The organism is Pseudoxanthomonas sp. CCNWLY206-1 (assembly GCF_039710385.1).
GTDB lineage: Bacteria > Pseudomonadota > Gammaproteobacteria > Xanthomonadales > Xanthomonadaceae > Pseudoxanthomonas_A.
The window spans coordinates 1-18,585 of record NZ_JBDKXI010000003.1; the positions used below are offsets into that span (position 1 = coordinate 1).

At 61.7% G+C, this 18,585-nt stretch carries 16 protein-coding genes; 2 read left to right on the top strand and 14 right to left on the bottom strand.

Annotation, left to right across the window (positions count from 1 at the left end; all coding sequences use genetic code 11):
- Positions 1 to 206: 206 nt before the first annotated feature.
- The gene (locus AADW18_RS07490; RefSeq protein ID WP_337342759.1) at positions 207 to 827 is read right to left on the bottom strand and encodes a YdbL family protein; all 621 of its coding nucleotides are present in this window, start codon (positions 825 to 827) and stop codon (positions 207 to 209) included.
- Positions 828 to 843: 16 nt separating this feature from the next.
- Positions 844 to 2,868 carry a hypothetical protein gene (locus tag AADW18_RS07495; RefSeq protein ID WP_337342760.1) on the bottom strand — a complete coding sequence of 675 codons (2,025 nt, stop codon included), beginning with the start codon at positions 2,866 to 2,868 and terminating at the stop codon, positions 844 to 846.
- A 34-nt stretch (positions 2,869 to 2,902) separates the two neighbouring features.
- On the opposite strand from AADW18_RS07495, the gene AADW18_RS07500 reads away from it, so the two are divergent.
- Entirely contained in the window at positions 2,903 to 3,598 is a 696-nt protein-coding gene (locus AADW18_RS07500; RefSeq protein WP_337342761.1) for a response regulator, read from the top strand.
- Between the two features lie 194 nt (positions 3,599 to 3,792).
- On the opposite strand, the gene recO is transcribed toward AADW18_RS07500, so the two are convergent.
- From recO to rpoE, 9 genes are all read right to left on the bottom strand, one after another.
- Positions 3,793 to 4,521 carry a DNA repair protein RecO gene (gene recO / locus AADW18_RS07505; protein WP_337342762.1) on the bottom strand — a complete coding sequence of 243 codons (729 nt, stop codon included), beginning with the start codon at positions 4,519 to 4,521 and terminating at the stop codon, positions 3,793 to 3,795.
- A 239-nt stretch (positions 4,522 to 4,760) separates the two neighbouring features.
- Positions 4,761 to 5,684, bottom strand: coding sequence for a GTPase Era (era, locus tag AADW18_RS07510; RefSeq protein WP_337342763.1), 924 nt, complete (start codon positions 5,682 to 5,684; stop codon positions 4,761 to 4,763).
- Positions 5,681 to 6,355 (bottom strand): ribonuclease III, encoded by a 675-nt coding sequence (rnc, locus tag AADW18_RS07515; RefSeq protein ID WP_337342764.1) that lies wholly within the window; start codon positions 6,353 to 6,355, stop codon positions 5,681 to 5,683. The genes era and rnc overlap by 4 nt, the downstream gene beginning before the upstream one ends.
- Positions 6,356 to 6,357: 2 nt before the next feature.
- Entirely contained in the window at positions 6,358 to 6,738 is a 381-nt protein-coding gene (locus AADW18_RS07520; RefSeq protein ID WP_337342765.1) for a DUF4845 domain-containing protein, read from the bottom strand.
- Between the two features lie 26 nt (positions 6,739 to 6,764).
- Positions 6,765 to 7,565, bottom strand: coding sequence for a signal peptidase I (gene lepB, locus AADW18_RS07525; protein ID WP_337342766.1), 801 nt, complete (start codon positions 7,563 to 7,565; stop codon positions 6,765 to 6,767).
- A gap of 147 nt (positions 7,566 to 7,712) precedes the next feature.
- Complete coding sequence (gene lepA, locus AADW18_RS07530; RefSeq protein WP_337343290.1) at positions 7,713 to 9,506, bottom strand: translation elongation factor 4; 1,794 nt, start codon at positions 9,504 to 9,506, stop codon at positions 7,713 to 7,715.
- 171 nt (positions 9,507 to 9,677) lie between these two features.
- On the bottom strand, positions 9,678 to 11,207 hold the full coding sequence (locus AADW18_RS07535; RefSeq protein ID WP_337342767.1) for a DegQ family serine endoprotease: 1,530 nt from the start codon (positions 11,205 to 11,207) through the stop codon (positions 9,678 to 9,680).
- 85 nt (positions 11,208 to 11,292) lie between these two features.
- Positions 11,293 to 12,240 carry an RseA family anti-sigma factor gene (locus tag AADW18_RS07540; protein ID WP_337342768.1) on the bottom strand — a complete coding sequence of 316 codons (948 nt, stop codon included), beginning with the start codon at positions 12,238 to 12,240 and terminating at the stop codon, positions 11,293 to 11,295.
- Complete coding sequence (rpoE, locus tag AADW18_RS07545; protein WP_337342769.1) at positions 12,237 to 12,857, bottom strand: RNA polymerase sigma factor RpoE; 621 nt, start codon at positions 12,855 to 12,857, stop codon at positions 12,237 to 12,239. Before rpoE ends, AADW18_RS07540 begins: the two co-directional genes overlap by 4 nt.
- Positions 12,858 to 13,088: 231 nt before the next feature.
- Between rpoE and AADW18_RS07550 the strand changes: the two genes are divergently transcribed.
- Entirely contained in the window at positions 13,089 to 15,152 is a 2,064-nt protein-coding gene (locus tag AADW18_RS07550; RefSeq protein ID WP_337342770.1) for a 3-hydroxyacyl-CoA dehydrogenase NAD-binding domain-containing protein, read from the top strand.
- 290 nt (positions 15,153 to 15,442) lie between these two features.
- On the opposite strand, the gene AADW18_RS07555 is transcribed toward AADW18_RS07550, so the two are convergent.
- From AADW18_RS07555 to AADW18_RS07565, 3 genes are all read right to left on the bottom strand, one after another.
- Positions 15,443 to 17,071 (bottom strand): family 43 glycosylhydrolase, encoded by a 1,629-nt coding sequence (locus tag AADW18_RS07555; RefSeq protein ID WP_337342771.1) that lies wholly within the window; start codon positions 17,069 to 17,071, stop codon positions 15,443 to 15,445.
- Positions 17,072 to 17,255: 184 nt separating this feature from the next.
- A complete protein-coding gene (locus AADW18_RS07560; protein ID WP_337342772.1) occupies positions 17,256 to 17,714 on the bottom strand; it encodes a hypothetical protein in 459 nt (152 codons plus the stop codon).
- 189 nt (positions 17,715 to 17,903) lie between these two features.
- A complete protein-coding gene (locus AADW18_RS07565) occupies positions 17,904 to 18,554 on the bottom strand; it encodes a DUF2894 domain-containing protein (RefSeq protein ID WP_337342773.1) in 651 nt (216 codons plus the stop codon).
- Positions 18,555 to 18,585: the final 31 nt, after the last annotated feature.

Below are 18,585 nucleotides of genomic sequence, written 5' to 3' on the forward strand. Positions count from 1 at the left end.
GCAGCGTTTACGAACTCTGCCGCCGGATGTCTTCAATCAAATGCGAGCGCCTTCGTGAAAACGTGGGGATACCTCAGGGACTGAGGGGGATTTGCTGTTGCTCTTCAAAGCAAAAAGCGAATACTCCGCTGGCTGCTGTGTAGCCACCCGCCCTTACGGCTGTTTCGACCAAAAAAAGGGAGGCGAGAGCCTCCCTTTTTTACCAATCACTTCTGCTTCCAACCCCCACCCGCATCCTGATACCACCAACCACCACGGGCGCTGGCGATCCATTGCTGGGCGAAGGTGGAGCGGATCTGGTCCTCCCACTCTGGATGTCCGTTGGCTACCGCGATTTCCTTGTAGACCGCGCGCCGGTCGCGGTTGTCGTCGGCGACCGCCTGGGTGATGGCGACCCGGTCTTTCAGCGCCAGCTTGGCGGCGTCGCGAACTTCGATCATGCCGTCCCGGGTCAGGCCCAGTGCGCCCGCATCGAACCCCGCCTGCAACTGACTGCGGAAGCGCTCGGCCATGCGGTTCTGGATGGCCTGTATGGCCGGTGTCTTGATGTTGATATCGGCTCGCTCTTGGGCATATGCGCTACCGATGCCTACCAATGCCAGCCAATCGAAACCGACGTCGCGCTGGGGCATGAGCGACGCGCTCCCGCCACCGGGCCGGGAAGGCTCGGGTGCCGGTCGGGGCGCGGGTACTTCATCGCCAATGACCTTTTCTACGAATTCCTTCGCCGCTTCCTTGGCCTCTGCCGCCGGAAAATACACATTAATGGTGACGCAGGCGGTCAACAGCAACGCCGTCGCCACAGTGGTACCCAGCCAACGTTGCATGACATTCTCCTGATGGTTACTCGAAAACGGGTTTGCTTTCGCCCTGGGTTACTGCGATCAACCGCTCCACCAGCGTTGGCCAGTCGACCCGGTGATTGAAACCTACCACGCTCAGGCGCGGTATCCCTGCGCCCTCCACGATAATAAAGCCCGCGCCGGCTGAACGAAGACCGTCCATCTCGCATACCTCCTGCGCCAGTCGGCAGCGGATACCGATACGGCGGTAGCCAAAGTCGTCGAAAAGCTTCAGCGCCTGGGCTTGTAGGCTGCTGCCCAGGCCTTCCCCGCCGCCGACACTGGACAGATCCTGCACTGCGCGCTGGCTGATGCGTTGCCTGCCCTTCCATGACGGATCGCTGCGCAGATCCGCATCAAACGTCTCCGGATGCCAGTCGACCAGCCGCAGATCCTTGATATGGCCATCCAGCGCACCCGTGATTTCACCGAAGCCGAATACACCGGTCAGCGATTCCAGATTCAGGTCGTCGATCGCGATGTCGGCGGACAGCGTAGGCGCGGTGCCGAATGGACGTTCCATCGCCAATCCTGACACTTGCACCGTGCCGTCAAAAATATGCGCAGTCAGCACACCGTCGAAATCCAGCCGATCATCGGCATAGCGCACTCGCGGAATACGCCCACTCAATTCGCCTTTGAATGGCGGCCAATCCAAGGCCTGCGCCAAACGTCCGATGTCGAGCTTGTTCAAGCTCAGGCCAAAATCGAACGCCATGCCGCGCTCGCCGGCGGATGGATGCAAGGTGAGGTCGTCGAAGCGCAGCTCGCCACCTAGCATGGGCACGGCGACATCGCGGCTGAAGCCGATTGCGCCATCGCTACTGCGCAACGGGAACCTGGCGGCGCCGAACGGCAGCCCAAGCAGATCGCCGCCGCGCCAGCTCAATTCGCTGTCCACCGGCGCACCCGCCGAATATCTCGGGGCGCCGTTCAGACCTTCGAAACGAAAACGATCCTGCGCATCACGCAGCGACACATCGGCAAGTTCGGCTTCGGCCGTCAGTAACCGCCCGCCTTCCATTCGCGCCTGCGCAGACAATGCACCGCTCATTTGCAGCTCGGTCAATCCGAACAAACCTAGCCAGCCGGAGAGATAACGCGAGCGCAACGGTGCGATATCCGGACTACGCAGCCGCAGGTCGGCATCGGTCAAAGATAGTTCCGGCGAAAACGCCAAGCTACCCTCGATCCGCAGGGCATCGACATCGTCCCAAAGTATCTGTGGCAGCCGCCATCCCCCGCTGCCCTGCTGACTCGCGGCCACGGAAAGTGCGATCGGCGTAGCGGGCAATGCCAAATAACCGTTGCCTACCAGGATTTCACCACCCTGCAGCTCGCCGTCGACCGCGATCAGCGAGGCTTGGGGAAAACGCCGGTAGTCGATGGCAAAGCGGCCCGTCAGGCCTTCCGCGGCGATGCTGCCGTCGGGAGTGTCCAAACCCAGGCGCGAGACCATCAGCGGTCCTTCGACGCGCAGAGGCCCCGTTTCCGGCGCGTGTATCGCCAAGCGTCCATCCAAGGATCCGGACGTGAGGTTCGCTGCATCCCACATCTGGCTCACCAACGCCTGCGCCCACGCCGCCGGAATGCGGGTCAGATCCAAGCGAGTGATATCCGGCGCCGCCGCGTTGCGATGCAGGGCGAATTTGGATCCATCCCTGTTGGATAGCACTGCGTCAGTCGTCGCGACCGCCAGATCCAGCGACAGACGCATTGGCTCGTTACGCCCGGACCGGACTTCTCCATCGCAGCGCCAGCCGTCAGTTCCGTTGCGTCGCAGCGGACACCGCCAGCTCACATGCTCGAATCGATAGCCCAAGTCCACGGCGGCCATGCGCCGTGCGCGGACACTCAGCTGGCCGGTATCGGCATCGGCAGGCCATTCCAGCCGCACTTCCACGCCTTCCAACGCCGCCACGGCGGTATCGATCGCGGCGATCTTGGCGGTCAGCGTCCGTGCGCCTGCCGGCCCGGCAACCGCCGAGCAAACCAGAAGCAGCAACGGTAAGATGCAGCGGGACATGCAAGGCAGCATAACGATGTCAGAGCGCAATGGAATGAAACCCCGCTTGTTGTTGGTGGAGGACGATGCCGTCAGTCGCAGCTTCCTGGGCGCGGCCCTGGAAACCTTGCCTGCGGACGTCGCCACAGCAGCTTCTTGTGCAGAGGCACTCCGCGACGGCTCGCGCTTCGACCTGTGGCTGATCGACGCCAATCTGCCCGATGGCGATGGCACCGAACTGCTACGGCGGCTGCGGGCAATCGCCCCGGATGTGCCCGCGATTGCCCATACTGCCGACCACTCCGCGGAGCTGCGCTCCCGGCTGCTGCACGCTGGTTTTGCCGAAGTGCTGATCAAACCGGTGACCGCCGCGCAGCTACAGGCTTCAGTCCAGCGCTGGATAAAACCATCCACACTTGCGGAAACGCGTGCCTCTTACGCCACCGAAACGATCGTTCCCGATTGGGATAACGACGCAGCACTCATCGCACTCAACGGCAAACAAGAACACGTGGTGACGTTGCGCAAGCTGTTCCTGGATGAACTGCCCGCAGCGAAACAAGCGGTGTTGTCGAGTTTCCACACCGCCGACGATGATCGCCTGCGGGCCACCTTGCACAAGCTTCGTGCCAGTTGCGGCTTCGTTGGTGCGGCACAACTGGCGAAGGCCGTTGCAAGTCTGCAGCAGGACCCATCCTCGGTTGCCGCGTTAGAGCGATTTACCCAAGCGGTGGATGCGTTGCAACCGTGATTCCACTCTGTAGCCATGGTGTCGGCATGCCGCACGGGTCACTCGCGATCAGACGCCACGCTTTGGAAACGAATGGGCTCGAAAAAACGGGATAGAGCACTGATGCTTTTCATCCGTGTGCACCCGCGTTAATCCGTATCTGAATGCGCTTTGGCGTTCCAGCCGCCGGGCCCGTTTACAGCAAAAAGCTAAAACTACCGCGGCTTCAGACGGCTGAGGTCGCCCAGCATTTCCCAGGACTTTAGGCCGCGCGCACCCAGGTGGTGGGACAGCACACTGCGAAACGCCAAACGCAGGCTGGCCAGGTCTTCAGCGTTGGGCATCTGATCGCTGGCCATTGCCAACAAGGCGCGGCCGGTGGCGGCGGAGCTGCGTTCGTCATGGCCGCGATCACTGAAAAGCCGGCGCGGCCCGTGCTCCGGATCCAGCCGATAGCGCGCCGCCGGATCGATTTCGACTCCATCGCCGTCCACACCGTAGGAAAAACCAGAGCCCAAAGCGTCCAGTAAATCGCGCTCGAAACGGCGCAATGTCCACGCTAGTGAAACCTCGCCACCCAAGTGAGCGCGCGTATCGGCATACGCCTGATAAAGCTCGGGAAGCGGATCGTTGCGCGGCGCCAACCGCAGCACCAATTCATTGATATAGAAAGCGGCCAGCATCGCGTCGCCGGTCAAACGGGGAGCGGAGTCCAACGCCTCGGCGGAAATCAGCCGCGCCAATTCGCCACGTGGTTCGGCGTCCAAACGAATGTATTGCAACGGCTGCAAGGCCGCGCGCAAGACATGTCTCTTGGGACCATGCACGCCGCGTGCAATCAATCCGATTCGCCCATGCTGCTCGGCCAGCACTTCCACCTGCAAGCTGGTCTCCCGCCAAGGGCGGGTATGCAGGACAAAGGCGGGTTCGTTGAGGATGCGCATGGGGGAAAGCGACAGCGGGAACGAAGAATGGAGGTTAACCGTTGTCCGCAGGGTGGGAGCAACCAGGCAACAGGAGCGGCATATCCTGTCGCTTCGTGAGCGACGAGCCGAGACCGGCCCTTTATGGGAAATCAAGAGCGGGAATGGGAAGTGGAATTGAGAGGATCACTCTCCGCAGAACGAAGACTCATCAGGCCAGGAGGAACCCATTCCCCATTCTCCACTCCCCATTCCCGGCTTTATTCGTACCCAAACGCCTTCAACGCGGTCTCGTCATCCGACCAGCCCTCGCGCACGCGTACCCAGGTTTCCAGGAAGACCTTGCGGCCGAACAGCCGCTCCATCTGCAGCCGCGACTTGCTGCCGATTTCCTTCAAACGCGCGCCACCTTTGCCGATGACAATGGCCTTCTGGCTTTCGCGTTCCACCCAGATCACCGCGCCGATGCGCAGCATTTCGCCGTCTTCCGCGAAACGTTCGATCTCCACCGTCGTCGCATAGGGAAGTTCGGCACCAAGCTGGCGCATCAGTTGCTCGCGCACCAGTTCACCGGCAAGGAAACGCTCGCTACGGTCTGTGATTTCATCTTCGCCGAACATCGGCGGCGCTTCCGGCAGCAGCGCCAGCAGATCCTTGACCAGCGTATCCAGGCCATTGCGCTTCAGTGCCGATACCAGATGCACGGCAGCGAAATTGCGCCCCTCGCCGACCTGCGCCAAAAACGGCAGCAGCGCCGTCTTGTCCTTCATCCGATCGATCTTGTTGACCACCAGCACCACCGGAATGCCGGCATCGCTCAGCACGTTGAACGCCAGTGTGTCCTCTTCGTCCCAGCGACCGGCTTCGATCACCAGTAGTCCGACATCCACACCCTCCAGCGCGCCGCGCGCCGCGCGGTTCATCACCCGGCTCATGGCCGAAGCGGAAAACTTGCCTTGTTGCTTGTGCAGGCCGGGCGTATCCACAAGCGCGATTTGCCCCGCCGGGGTTTTATCCGTGGCGGCGAACGTGGCGATGCCCAATAAACGGTGGCGCGTGGTCTGCGGCCGGCTGGACACAATACTGACCTTGGCGCCGACCAGTGCATTGGTCAGCGTGGACTTGCCCACGTTGGGGCGGCCGATGACCGCGACGCTGCCGCTGCGATGTGGGATTGCGCTCACTTGGTTTCACTCGCTTTCAGTACGTCCAGCTGTTCGATCAATGCGGCGGCGGCGGCCTGTTCGGCGTTGCGCCGCGACGTGCCCTCGCCCTCTGCGATCAAGGGCGGTTCCTGCGTGCTGCATCGAACCAGGAATGATTTGGCGTGGTCGTCGCCCGATTCGCCTACCAGTTCGTACGTGGGCAGCGGCTTTTGCCGCGCTTGCAACCATTCCTGCAAACGTGTCTTGGCATCTTTTTCGGGTTTGCCAACGGGTAATGCCGCCAGTGCTTCCTCGAACCATGGCAGCACCACATCGCGGCAGCGTTCAAAGCCCGCATCCAGATAAATGGCTGCCACGACCGCTTCCAACGCATCTGCCAGGATGGAATCCCGGCGGTGGCCGCCCGACTTCATTTCTCCGGGGCCCATGGTCAGCCGCGCACCCAGATCGAGTTGGCGGGCGATGGTGGCCAGCGACGCCTCACGGACCAGCTCGGCCCGAGCGCGGGTCAACGCGCCCTCGTCGGCCTTCGGCCAGCGCTGGAACAGCACCTCGGCCACCAATAGATTGACGATGCTGTCGCCCAGGAACTCCAGGCGCTCGTTGTGCGGAGCGCCGGCACTGCGGTGAGTCAGGGCCTGCGCCAACAGACCCTGATCGGCAAAACCATGACCGATGCGATCAACCAACCTTAGTCCACCGAACCAGAACGGACCAGATTCTCGGTGGTGTCGAACCTGCCCACCACGTCCAGATTACCGACCAGTTCTCGGCGCACTTCATAGTTGACGCGCATTTTCCAGCCGCCATCGGTGCGTTCGAACTTGACGTTCGCGGGCTTCACGCTTTCGGAGTAGTTGATATACAGACGACGGAAGAACAGGTCCTGGATCTTCGAAGGGTCCATGTCGGCCACACCCGGCTCGCCAGCCAAGCCCTTCATCGCCGTCCGGACCGAATAATATTCTTGGTACATCGGGAACAATTTCATACCGATGAAGGCGGCGAAGCCCACTACTGCCAACACCACCAGAAAGCCGATCAACGTAATGCCGCTTTGCTTGCGATTCATTGCCATTCCCCCGTGCTGTGCAGTGATCATTGAATACCGTTGCCGATCCGCGCCGGATCGAAACCATTCTTGCAGACCCAGCCTTCGCAGTTCAGCCAGATCAGGAAGGCCTTGCCCCGCAGGTTCTCTTCCGGAAGGAAATGGTATTCCCAGAAGCGGCCGTCCAGGCTGTTGTCGCGATTGTCGCCCATCACAAAATAGTGACCCGGTGGCACCACCCAATCGCCCTCGCCGCCGCCGGGAGGCGGGTTACCCAGCCATTCCAGCACCGTATGGGTGCGGCCGGGCAGTTCTTCGCGCAGCAAGGTGGAGCCGGTCATATCGCTGCCACGGCCTGCACCGACGTAATCCCCAACTTTTTCATATTTCAGCGGCTGGCCGTTCAGGTAAACCATGTCGCCATGGAATCCCACCTTGTCGCCTGGTAATCCAATCACCCGCTTGATCCAATTGTTCTCCGGATCGTGGGGCGGCTTGAATACCACTACATCGCCGCGTGCGGGCTCACCAATCGCAAGGAACTTCTGGTTGTTGATCGGCAGGCGCAGGCCGTAGGCGAACTTGTTGACCAGGATGAAGTCACCGATCAGCAGGTTGGGCATCATCGAGCTGGAGGGAATCTTGTACGGCTCTGCGATGAAGCTGCGCAGTATCAGCACCACCGCTAGCACCGGGAAAAAGGCGCGCGAGTAATCGACCAACACCGGCTCTTCGTCCAGCAGATCGCTGCGCGCGGCGCGACGCTTGGCGAAGAACAGCTTGTCCAACAGCCAAATGATGCCGGTCAGCAGGGTCAACACGACGAGGATTGTTTCGAACCAAACCATACTCACTCCGTCTCAAGAGCCCCTCTCCCACCGGGAGAGGGGTTGGGGTGAGGGTATGGCGAAATCGCGGTGGTGGAACCGCCTGGATTTCGCCGAACCCTCATCCGCCCTTTGGGCACCTTCTCCCCATGGGAGAAGGAAAGAAAATCACTTGTTATCCATCTGCAACACCGCCAGGAAGGCTTCCTGCGGAATTTCTACGCGCCCCACCTGCTTCATCCGCTTCTTGCCCTCTTTCTGCTTCTCGAGGAGCTTCTTTTTGCGGCTGATGTCGCCACCATAGCATTTGGCCAGCACGTTCTTGCGCATGGCCTTGACCGTGCTGCGGGCGATGACCTGCGAGCCGACGGCGGCCTGGATGGCCACGTCGAACATCTGCCGCGGGATCAGTTCGCGCATCTTTTCGCATAGGTCACGGCCGCGGCGGTCGGCCTGGGCGCGGTGCACGATGAGCGACAGCGCATCGACCTTGTCGCCGTTGATCAATGTGTCGACACGGACGAATGGACCCGCCTGGAAACGCAGGAAGTGATAGTCCAGCGACGCGTAGCCGCGGCTCACCGACTTCAGCTTGTCGAAGAAATCCAGCACCACCTCGGCCATCGGCAGCTCGTAGCTGATTTGCACCTGGCTGCCCATGTAGTTGATGCCGATCTGGCTGCCGCGTTTTTCCTCGCACAGGGTGATCACGTTGCCCACGTAATCCGGCGGCGTGAGGATATTGGCTCGGATGATCGGCTCACGGACTTCCTCGATCAGATTGCTTTGCGGCAATTTGGCCGGATTGTCCAAGGGCATCACAGTGCCATCGGTCTTCAGGACTTCATACACCACCGTCGGCGCGGTGGAGATCAGATTGAGGTCGTATTCGCGCTCCAGGCGCTCCTGCACGATTTCCATGTGCAGCATGCCCAGGAAGCCGCAACGGAAGCCAAAGCCCATTGCCTCGGAGCTTTCCGGCTCGAAGCGCAATGCGGCATCGTTCAGGCGCAGCTTCTCCAGCGCCTCGCGCAGGTCCGGATAGTCATCGGCATCGACCGGGAACAGACCGGCGAACACGCGCGGCTGCATCTCCTGGAAGCCCGGCAGCGGCTTGGACGCAGGGTCGTTCGCAAGGGTCAGCGTGTCGCCGACCGGGGCGCCGTGCACATCCTTGATGCTGGCGTTGATCCAGCCCACCTCGCCCGCGCCCAGCTTCTTCAGCTCTTTGCGCTTGGGGGTGAACACACCCACCTTGTCGACCTGATGGGTACGGCCGGTGGACATCACCAGGATCTTGCTGCCGGGACCAATCTCGCCCTGCATCACGCGCACCAGCGACACCACGCCCAGATAGTTGTCGAACCAGGAGTCGATGATCAGCGCCTGCAGTTTGTCGGTATCGCGCGGCACCGGCGGCGGAATGCGGTGGACGATGGCCTCCAGCACGTCTGGCACGTTGAGGCCGGTCTTGGCGCTGACCGCCACCGCGTCCTCGGCATCGATGCCGATGACGGCTTCGATCTCGGCTTTGGCGCGTGCGATGTCGGCTGTGGGCAGGTCGATCTTGTTCAGCACCGGCACCACTTCCAGACCCTGCTCCACCGCGGTGTAGCAGTTGGCCACCGATTGCGCTTCCACACCTTGCGCCGCGTCCACCACCAGCAGCGCGCCTTCGCACGCGGCCAGCGAGCGCGAGACTTCGTAACTGAAGTCCACGTGGCCCGGAGTATCGATGAAGTTCAGCTGATAGGTATGGCCGTCTTTTGCCTTGTAGGGCAGCGATACGGACTGAGCCTTGATGGTGATGCCGCGCTCGCGCTCGATCGGATTCGAGTCGAGCACCTGCGCCTCCATCTCGCGGGCCTCAAGGCCGCCGCAAAGCTGGATGATGCGATCGGCCAAGGTGGACTTGCCGTGATCGACATGGGCGATGATGGAAAAGTTGCGGATGAACCGCATGGAATCAGAGGACATGTGGGGCGGCGGCCACGGCCGTCGTCAGGAAAACACGGCATTATCGCACGGCGCGGGGCCCTCCTTGATGGTTCCGGTAAAAACCAAACGCCCCGCGGGGTTTAGGCGCGGGGCGTCGATGTGAGACAGGAGGATGAGACGAACCGCCGAATGGCGCTATTTCTGTCCTTCGTCCACGGTGACCGCACGGAAGCGTGTGCCTTCGCGGCGGTCGCGGACCAGCAGCATCACCGTGTCGCCGGGCTTGAGGCCCGCCAGTTCGCGATTCAATTCCGCCGGACTACCGACGGGCGTACGGCCAACCTGCAGCACGACCGTGCCAGGCTCCAGGCCCGCCTCGCGCGCAGCAACGCCATTCACGCGGGCGATCAGAACACCCTCGCCTGCCCTCAAACCGAGCTGCTTGCGGGTGGCGGCGTCCAGCTCCTGGCCCACGACGCCCAGTGGATTGGTGCCCGAAGGCGACGGAGCGGCGCCAGGAATCGTTGGAACCGGCGACGCGGCGGTCTGGTCCTCTTCCAGCTCCGTCAGCACCACGGTTTCCTCGCGTGGCTTGCCTTCGCGAATCAGTTTGACCTTGGCCTTGGTACCTGGCGTCAGGGAACCGACCAATGGCGGCAAATCGCTGGATTGGTTGATCGGCGAACCGTTGAAGGCGGTAATCACGTCGCCCACCTCGATACCCGCTTTATCCGCAGGACTGCCTTCCAGGACCTGGGTGATCAGCGCACCGCGCGAATCGGGCAGGCCCAATCCTTTGGCTTCGGTGCTGGTGATCGGTTGCACGATCACGCCCAATTGGCCGCGGCTGACGCGGCCGGTCTTCTTCAATTGTTCCACCGCGTTCATTGCAAGATCGATGGGGATCGCGAAGCTGATGCCCATGTAGCCACCGGACATCGAGAATATCTGCGAATTGATACCCACCACTTCTCCGCGCGTGTTGAGCAAGGGGCCACCGGAATTGCCCTGATTGATCGCGACATCCGTCTGGATGAAAGGAACGTAGCGCTGTTCGGCCGAAGCGCTACGGCCGGTCGCGCTCACGATGCCCGCGGTCACCGAGTGATCCAGACCCAGTGGCGAACCGATCGCTACTACCCATTGGCCGGGCTTCAATGTCGCCGAATTGCCGAGACGCAACACCGGCAGATTCTTGGCTTCGATCTTCAACAAGGCGACGTCGTACTGCTGGTCGCTGCCCACCACCTTGGCGCTGTATTCGCGGCGGTCCGGCAGCTTGACCTTTACTTCGTCCGCGCCGTCGATCACGTGGTGATTGGTCAGCACATAGCCATCAGCCGAGATCACGAAGCCCGAGCCCATCGAAATACCGCGCCGGTCCGGACCAGGTCCTGGCCCACGCGGAATTTGGAAGCCTGGCGGCAGCATGCGCCGGAAAATTTCGGGAATGGCTTCTTCTTCGTCAGTGGCTTGCGATGCCGCCTGGCGTCGGCCCGCCGAGGCTTCCACGTTCACCACACCTGGGCCGACCTGCTCCACCAGGCCGGTGAAATCCGGCAATCCGGTAACCAGTTGCGGCGCACTGGACTGGGCAGCGGCGGGCACCGCGGCCGGGGCGGTACTGGCCGCAGTAGCGGCGGTTTCGTTTTGCTGTGCGCACGCCGTCAACGGCGTGGTCAACATCAGCAAGGCCAATAGAGGAAAACGGGCGCTGGAAATCATCGAAATACGAACCTCGAAGACGTGGTGTGGGAGAGATGCGGATAGCGGCGACCACGGACGGCCGCCACTATCCGACGCAGTCGGATCAGTTCTGCGGCGCAGTGTCCGGCGGCGTCACCGGGGGAACGGCCGGCAGGCGCGGCTCGAACGGATAGAAAGTTTGCCGTGCCGAGTCGCTGGGCAGGCCGACCGTCAGTGCGCCGGAAGCGGACGGATACGGCTGCAACGCCGCTCGCGGCCATGGCCGCGCTTGTGGCGACGACACACCGGCAACAGGCTGGCTGGCGACAGGCGCCTTGGAGAATGGATCAAGGGGCGGCACCGCCAGCGCTGGCGAAGTGGCGATGACGGGCAGGCTGGACGGCATGGCCGAGGCAACCGCACGTTGAGGTTCACGAGTGGAACGCGCTGCATTGCGACCAGCCTGCTGGGTGCGGGTGGCGCTGCGGCGAGCCGCGTTGTCCTGCCGGCGCGGAACACTGGCAACCGCCACCGCCGCGGTCGCCGCGGACGCCATGGCGTCGGTGGCCGGAGTGGAATCAATACTGGGATTCGCACTATCCACAGCGCTGCCGCGGTCGGTATCCGTTGGTGTCTGCGTCGCGATCGCGGGCGCTCCAGTTTGAGTGTTGTCCTGCGGGGCTTGCTGGCGAGCCATGAACAAGGCCACCAGCGCCACCGAAGCTGCCAGTGCACCGCCGCCCCAGCGAGCCAGGGAACTCCGCGAACGGCGCGAAGCCGGATCGCGGTTGGCGGCGGACTGCTGCGGTTCGGCGGCAATGGCCAGGGCGACGCGCTGGGCGAAACCGGCGGGGGCCGGTGCCTGCGCCTGCCCGCGCAAGATATCGCCGCACAGTTGCCAGCGTTCCCAGCAGCCGTTCAATTCTTCGTCGTGTCGCAAGCGGCGCAGCAGGAAACGCGCCTCATCCAGGGACAACTCGCTATCCATCATCGACGACAACTGCAAGCGGTAATGAGTGTCGAACTTGTCAGGCTCGGAATTCTGGGACGAAAGATCAAAACTGGCAGTCATTGGCGGGTACGCTCACGGGTCGCGCTATCGGTATCAAGCAGGGGTCGCAGTTCGGCATCGATGGCTTCGCGCGCTCGGAAGATGCGCGAACGCACCGTCCCGATCGGGCAATCCATCTTCTGCGCGATCTCTTCATAGCTCATCCCGTCCACCTCGCGCAGGGTGATGGCGGTACGCAATTCCTCGGGCAGTGCTTCCACCGCCTTCATCACCGTGCGCTCCAATTCCTGGCGCATCAGTTCGCGTTCCGGCGTGTCGGTGTCGCGCAGCCGGCTGCCGGAATCGTATTGCTCGGCATCGGAAGCGTCGACGTCATCGGTCGGCGGTCGGCGGTTGTTGGCAACGAGATGGTTCTTGGCGGTATTCACTGCTATCCGATGTAGCCACGTATAGAACTGGGCGTCGCCGCGGAAATTTCCCAACGCGCGATATGCACGCAGGAAGGTTTCCTGGGCTACGTCCTGGCACTCGCTCCAGTCATGGATGTAACGCCCGATCAGCGCCACCACCCGATGCTGGTACTTCCGTACCAATAGATCGAATGCGGTGCTGTCGCCGCGCTGCACGCGCTTGACCAGCTCGAGGTCCAGCTCCTGGGTTGAATCTACTTCGGCCATGCCGGGCCGCACTCCTGTCAGCTCGGCCATTAGCCGGGCACTGTGACCGCGTATGCGGAAAAAAGTTCAGCGGCAATCCGAAACCGCCGTGATATCAAGAATTTAACCCGCCAAACAGGAACATCACCCCTGCCGCCGGTCATACCCTGTCAGCGATATGTGGATTTGACGCGGGTTAAACAACCTCGGGATGATAGCGGCCTTATCCATACGTGAACGGATGGTGCCTACATGGCCGCAAACTTCGATGGGCTACGATTCAGTCACTGGCAGACCGAACTGCGCAGCGACGGCATCGTCGTTCTGAGCTTCGACCGCCAAGGCGCCAGCGTCAACGCGTTCTCGCAGGATGTACTGATCGAACTGGGCGATGTGGTCGAACGCCTGGCGATCGATCCGCCCAAGGGTTTGGTGATCTGTTCGGCCAAGTCGAGCGGCTTCATCGCGGGCGCCGACCTGAAAGAGTTCCAGGAGTTCGACCGCCGCGGTACCGTCAACGATGCGATACGGCGTGGCCAGACGGTGTTCCAGAAACTGGCCGAATTGCCTTGCCCTACCGTCGCGGCGATTCATGGTTTCTGCATGGGCGGCGGCACCGAAATCTCGCTGGCCTGCCGCTATCGCGTGGCCTCCAATGATCCATCCACCCGTATCGGCCTGCCGGAAGTGAAGCTGGGCATCTTTCCCGGTTGGGGCGGGAGCGCCCGGCTGCCGAAGCTGATCGGCGCGCCCGCGGCGATGGATCTGATGCTGACCGGACGCACGGTATCCGCTTCCGCAGCCAAGGCGATGGGCCTGGTGGACAAAGTGGCCGAACCGGCCGTTCTGATCGATACCGCCGTGTCGCTGGCGCAATCCGGCACCACGCGTGCCTTCAACCAGCGTTTCCTGGGCTGGATCAGCAACACCTGGATCGCTCGCCAGGTCCTGGCGCCGCAGATGACCAAGCAGGTCGCGCGCAAAGCACGCAAGGAACACTACCCCGCGCCGTACGCACTGATCGGTACTTGGCAGCGAACCGGCGGCAAGGGCATCCAGGCGCGCTTGGACGCCGAGCGCAAGGCGGTGGTCAAATTGGCCGGCTCGCCCACCGCACGCAACCTGATTCGCATCTTCTTCCTGACCGAGCGCCTGAAGGGTTTGGGCGGCAAGGAGCATGGCATCCAGCACGTGCATGTGGTCGGCGCTGGCGTGATGGGTGGCGACATCGCAGCGTGGTCCGCGTACAAGGGATTCAACGTCACGCTGCAGGACCGCGAACAGCGTTTCATCGATGGCGCGTTGTCGCGCGCGGGCGAGTTGTTCGCCAAACGCGTGAAGGACGATGCCAAGCGCCCAGCCGTCGCCGCGCGCCTGAAAAGCGATTTGAATGGCGAAGGCGTGCCGGATGCCGATCTGGTGATCGAAGCGATCATCGAGAATCCCGACGCCAAGCGCGAGCTCTACCAAACCATCGAGCCGCGTCTAAAACCCGACGCCTTGCTGACCACCAATACCTCGTCGATTTCGTTGAGCGAATTGCGCGAACACATCCAGCGCCCGGCGCAGTTCGCCGGCCTGCATTATTTCAATCCAGTGGCGCTGATGCCGTTGGTGGAGATCATTCGCCACGATGCCATGGCCGAGGGAACCGAAAAGCGGCTGGCCGCGTTCTGCAAAGCCATCGACAAACTGCCGGTACCGGTGGCAGGAACGCCCGGCTTCCTGGTCAATCGCGTGCTGTTCCCGTACATGCTGGAAGCGGCAACCGTGTACGCCGAAGGCGTGCCTGGTGCGGTCATCGACAAAGCCGCGATGAAGTTCGGCATGCCGATGGGACCGATCGAACTGATCGATACCGTGGGCCTGGACGTTGCCGCCGGCGTTGGTCAGGAACTCGCGCCATTCCTGGGCCTCGCCGTACCCGCCGCCCTCGGCAACGTTGAGCCGGGCAAGCGCGGCAAGAAGGACGGCCACGGCTTGTACAAGTGGGACAACGGCAAGCCGGTGAAACCCGAGGTGCCGAAGGACTATCAGGCGCCCAGCGATCTGGAAGACCGCCTCATCCTGCCGCTGCTCAACGAAGCGGTCGCCTGCCTGCACGATGGTGTGGTCAGCGATGCCGACCTGCTGGATGCAGGCGTGATCTTCGGCACCGGCTTCGCCCCATTTCGCGGCGGCCCCATCGAATACATCAAGAGCGCCGGCGCCGACACGCTGCTAAGTAAATTGAAAGCGCTGCAAGGTCGCTATGGCGATCGCTTTGCGCCCCGGCCGGGCTGGGACTTGCCCTTGTTGCGCGAATCGACGCACTGATGTCAGTTACGCGCCGGCAGGGGAATAAAAGCGAAAAGCCCGCGCCGGGGACGGCGCGCCTACATGCGATCCATTGAATGCTCGCCGGGGACGCTTGCATAGCATTGCTGCTGTAGGAGCGGCGTCCCGCCGCGAGCTCTCCCGCCATATCGTGATCGAAGCCGAAGCGGTTGTTCGTCATCTGAACGCGCCGCGGCGCGTTCTTGACGTGCTCACTGCGCGGCTGTCGGGGCGCAGAACGGCGCTCCCAGATCAAGTTCAGGGCGCAAATAAAATCGATCATTGCGCCGTTACGAATTTGCAGATGGATCCAATCCGCGGTACCGGAAATCACTAAGCAGGACCTCTCCTTTCGCGGCGCTATAGATTCCTATCTTGAGGCTGAGAAATCCGCCGAAGACGTTGTGATGCATGCCGGACACTTCCATGCGGGTGGGATGCAGTTTCCATGAGCGGCCATCGTCGTACGAATACTCGTAGGTGATGACGTTCCGATCATTGGTCAGTCTTACACGTACCCGCCGGCTGGCATGTGGCAGTCGTGCCCAGACCTGTTCTTCCGCATATTGATATGTCTTGATGGTGCTTGAAGTGAAACCAACCCCCACGAAAGCCTTGTGGTTATAGAACAGCAGCAGGCCAGCTTCGGACTCGCCGGCAAGCTGCAGCGTGACCTCTGCCTGGTAAGCGCGATCGGGCACGATGCAGGCCAATGGCGCGCTATCCGCTGGGGAGGTTCCGGCGGCTTTTAGCATCAATCCCCGGGTGCTCCGCTCCACACGCGTCATCTCGTCTGGTTTCGGATCGTGGAAACACCATTGGATTCCGAATTTGTCGGTGGAAAAATCATCTGATAGCGCGAATCCAGCGGGACTCGGCTTGCCGCCGGCTGGCTTGCGGATGGGCTTGGACAGATCGCCTCCCAAGGCGCGGAACCAGCCGTCCGCCGTCCACTCGATGGGTTCCATCACGGCCTGGCGCCCCAATGTCCTGAATCCATTCTCATAAGCGTGATAGACCATCCACCAGTCGCCGGCAGGCCCCTCCACGACGGACGCATGCCCCCTCGACCACCACGGCTCGGACTCCGACACCGTGCGCACCAGCGGATTGTGCGGGCAGTGTTCCCAAGGGCCATGCACCGACTTCGAGCGGGCGGCGATCACCATATGACCGGTGACCGGACCCGCGGTACCACCAACCGCGGTGATCAGATAAAACCAGTCACCGCGCCGTAGCAGTTTCGGACCTTCGGGCGCGAAGTTCTCGACGATCCAGTCATCGGGATAGCGCCAGGGACTGTAGGCTTGCTCAAGCACTCCATCTTTCGCGAGGCCATCATCGGTGAGCCGGATCTTCCGGATGCCATTGACGAAGAGATATCGCTTTCCATCTTCTCCGACCACATGGCCGGGATCTATGCAGCCTGAAATCTTGAGGTCAATGGGATCGCTCCACGGTCCCCGGATGTTCTCCGCCCAGATAGCGTAGATAGACCATCCTTTGTCGTCGGGATTGGCGGGAAGATAGATGAAGTAGCGGTCACCATGTTTGCAAAGGTCAACTGCCCAGATCACGCCCAGCTCTTTACGCAGTGCGGCACCGACAGGCGCCCAGTTGACCAGATCGGTGGAATGCCAGATCACCAGACCCGGGTAGGAATAGAAAGACGAGAACGTCATGTAGTAGTCGTCGCCATCCTTGAGGATCGTCGGGTCGGGATGATCCCCGGCAATGATCGGATTGAGGAAAGTTCCATCGCCCAGATCCGCGGTGCGCTGCCCCTCTATTCCCTTACCCCATCGTAGGCTGGCTGAAACGCAAGTCTGGTTCGCCGCCGAAGACAGCATCGGCAGCGGCGACGCGACGACGCCAGCAGCGAGCGCCTTGAAGAGGTTTCTTCGGCCGATTTTCGGCATGGTGTGCTTCCAGGGAGAGACGTGGACCTAGATTACAGTCCAGCCACGAGGATGTCCCCGTGGGTAGCGCCTGGTTGCTGACAACCTCTGGCGGCTCTCCTCGGTAAACGTCGCTGTGGGAGCGATGCAAGTCGCGGCGGTGATGCGTCGTGTCGCGACTTGCATCGCTCCCACAGAATGTTGATCAGCACATGGCGCACTCTGAAGAAAACACCGAAACGCAGAGCGACGCGAGTGCAAGGAAGTACAAGATGGCACCCGCCGCATGTGAGTACTCCCAGCGTTGCCGCAGCGATTCCCAATGAGTGGGCAGGACCGTCCAGTTCTTCGTGGCCTTGTTGGCTGGGAAGGTCACAGCGAAGAAGGTCACCAGGCCGAGGGCAATACAGACGGAAGCAGCAACCGCAAAATAGAAGGCGGCACCTTCTTCGCGTTGAAGAACGGCGAGCGCTGCCGTGGAGACGAGCGCGATCACAGCGGCAACGCCAAGCAACGACCATCCGCGATAGATCTTCTGCGCGATGAGGTATTCCTCTCGTGGCAGCTTCATCTTGTTGGCGAGCGCTAATAGATGTGCCCAGCTTCCCGCCATACCAATAGCAGTAATCAGTATCGAAACAAATTGGAGTGTCGGGATGATCATGGCGCCAACCTCTGAAACCCGAGGCGGTAACGAGTGGGCGATTCGTTCGCCGCATTTATAGGTGGGCGTCCGGTGAAGCGGTGGTGAAGTTCGATCTGTGGAACCGCACCCCGCCTTGGGCCCATCGGTTCATCAACACCTTGAATCGGTTATTTCGTTGAGGGATCGTATCGAGCGCTGGGCGCGCATTCAATCACGGCGCTTGCGCGGTTTGCTACGAGGATGCTTGTTGCTACCCACCGCTCGAGAAGTCTCCATCACCAACACGCCATCCCCGTGCATCTGCTCCATACCTGCCAGGGTATCGACGTACGACAAGAAGTGCTGGAGATACCCAGGCGACAATTCCTGCATCAGGGTAATTGACCGATGCACGAGAGTGCCCGAATTGAGCGGGCCTGCATTCGCGGGAACTTGCTCCAGCGAATGCCTCAACTGACCGTCATTGCGGACCTTGGACCATATCTTTCGAAACTCATGGAGCGCGGGCAACTCTGCAGACGAGGGTCGCAGCGGGTCATCCGCGCCGACATCAGGGCCATTCGCCGCGATAACACCGCCCGTCGTCGCGACTTTATGGTCATCGATGTGTTGCAGGAGCCCGCCAAGCACACCACGAATGGTCTCGCGTGCCGGTTTCGCGCTGTCCAGGTTTTCCTCCCGGAACGGCTCTCCCGCAAGGTCGTCGGCGTAGATTTCGACCAGCTTGGACAACCGTTGGTCCAGGATGCGTCGCACTTCACCGCCATGGCGACTCGTGCGCGATTCCAATGCTTCGATGAAACGAAAGCGTACTGGGTCCATGCGATCGGCTCGTTGCTCGCGCCAGGCGTCGAGCACCTCTCGGGCGCTTTTACAGCGGCTATCACCG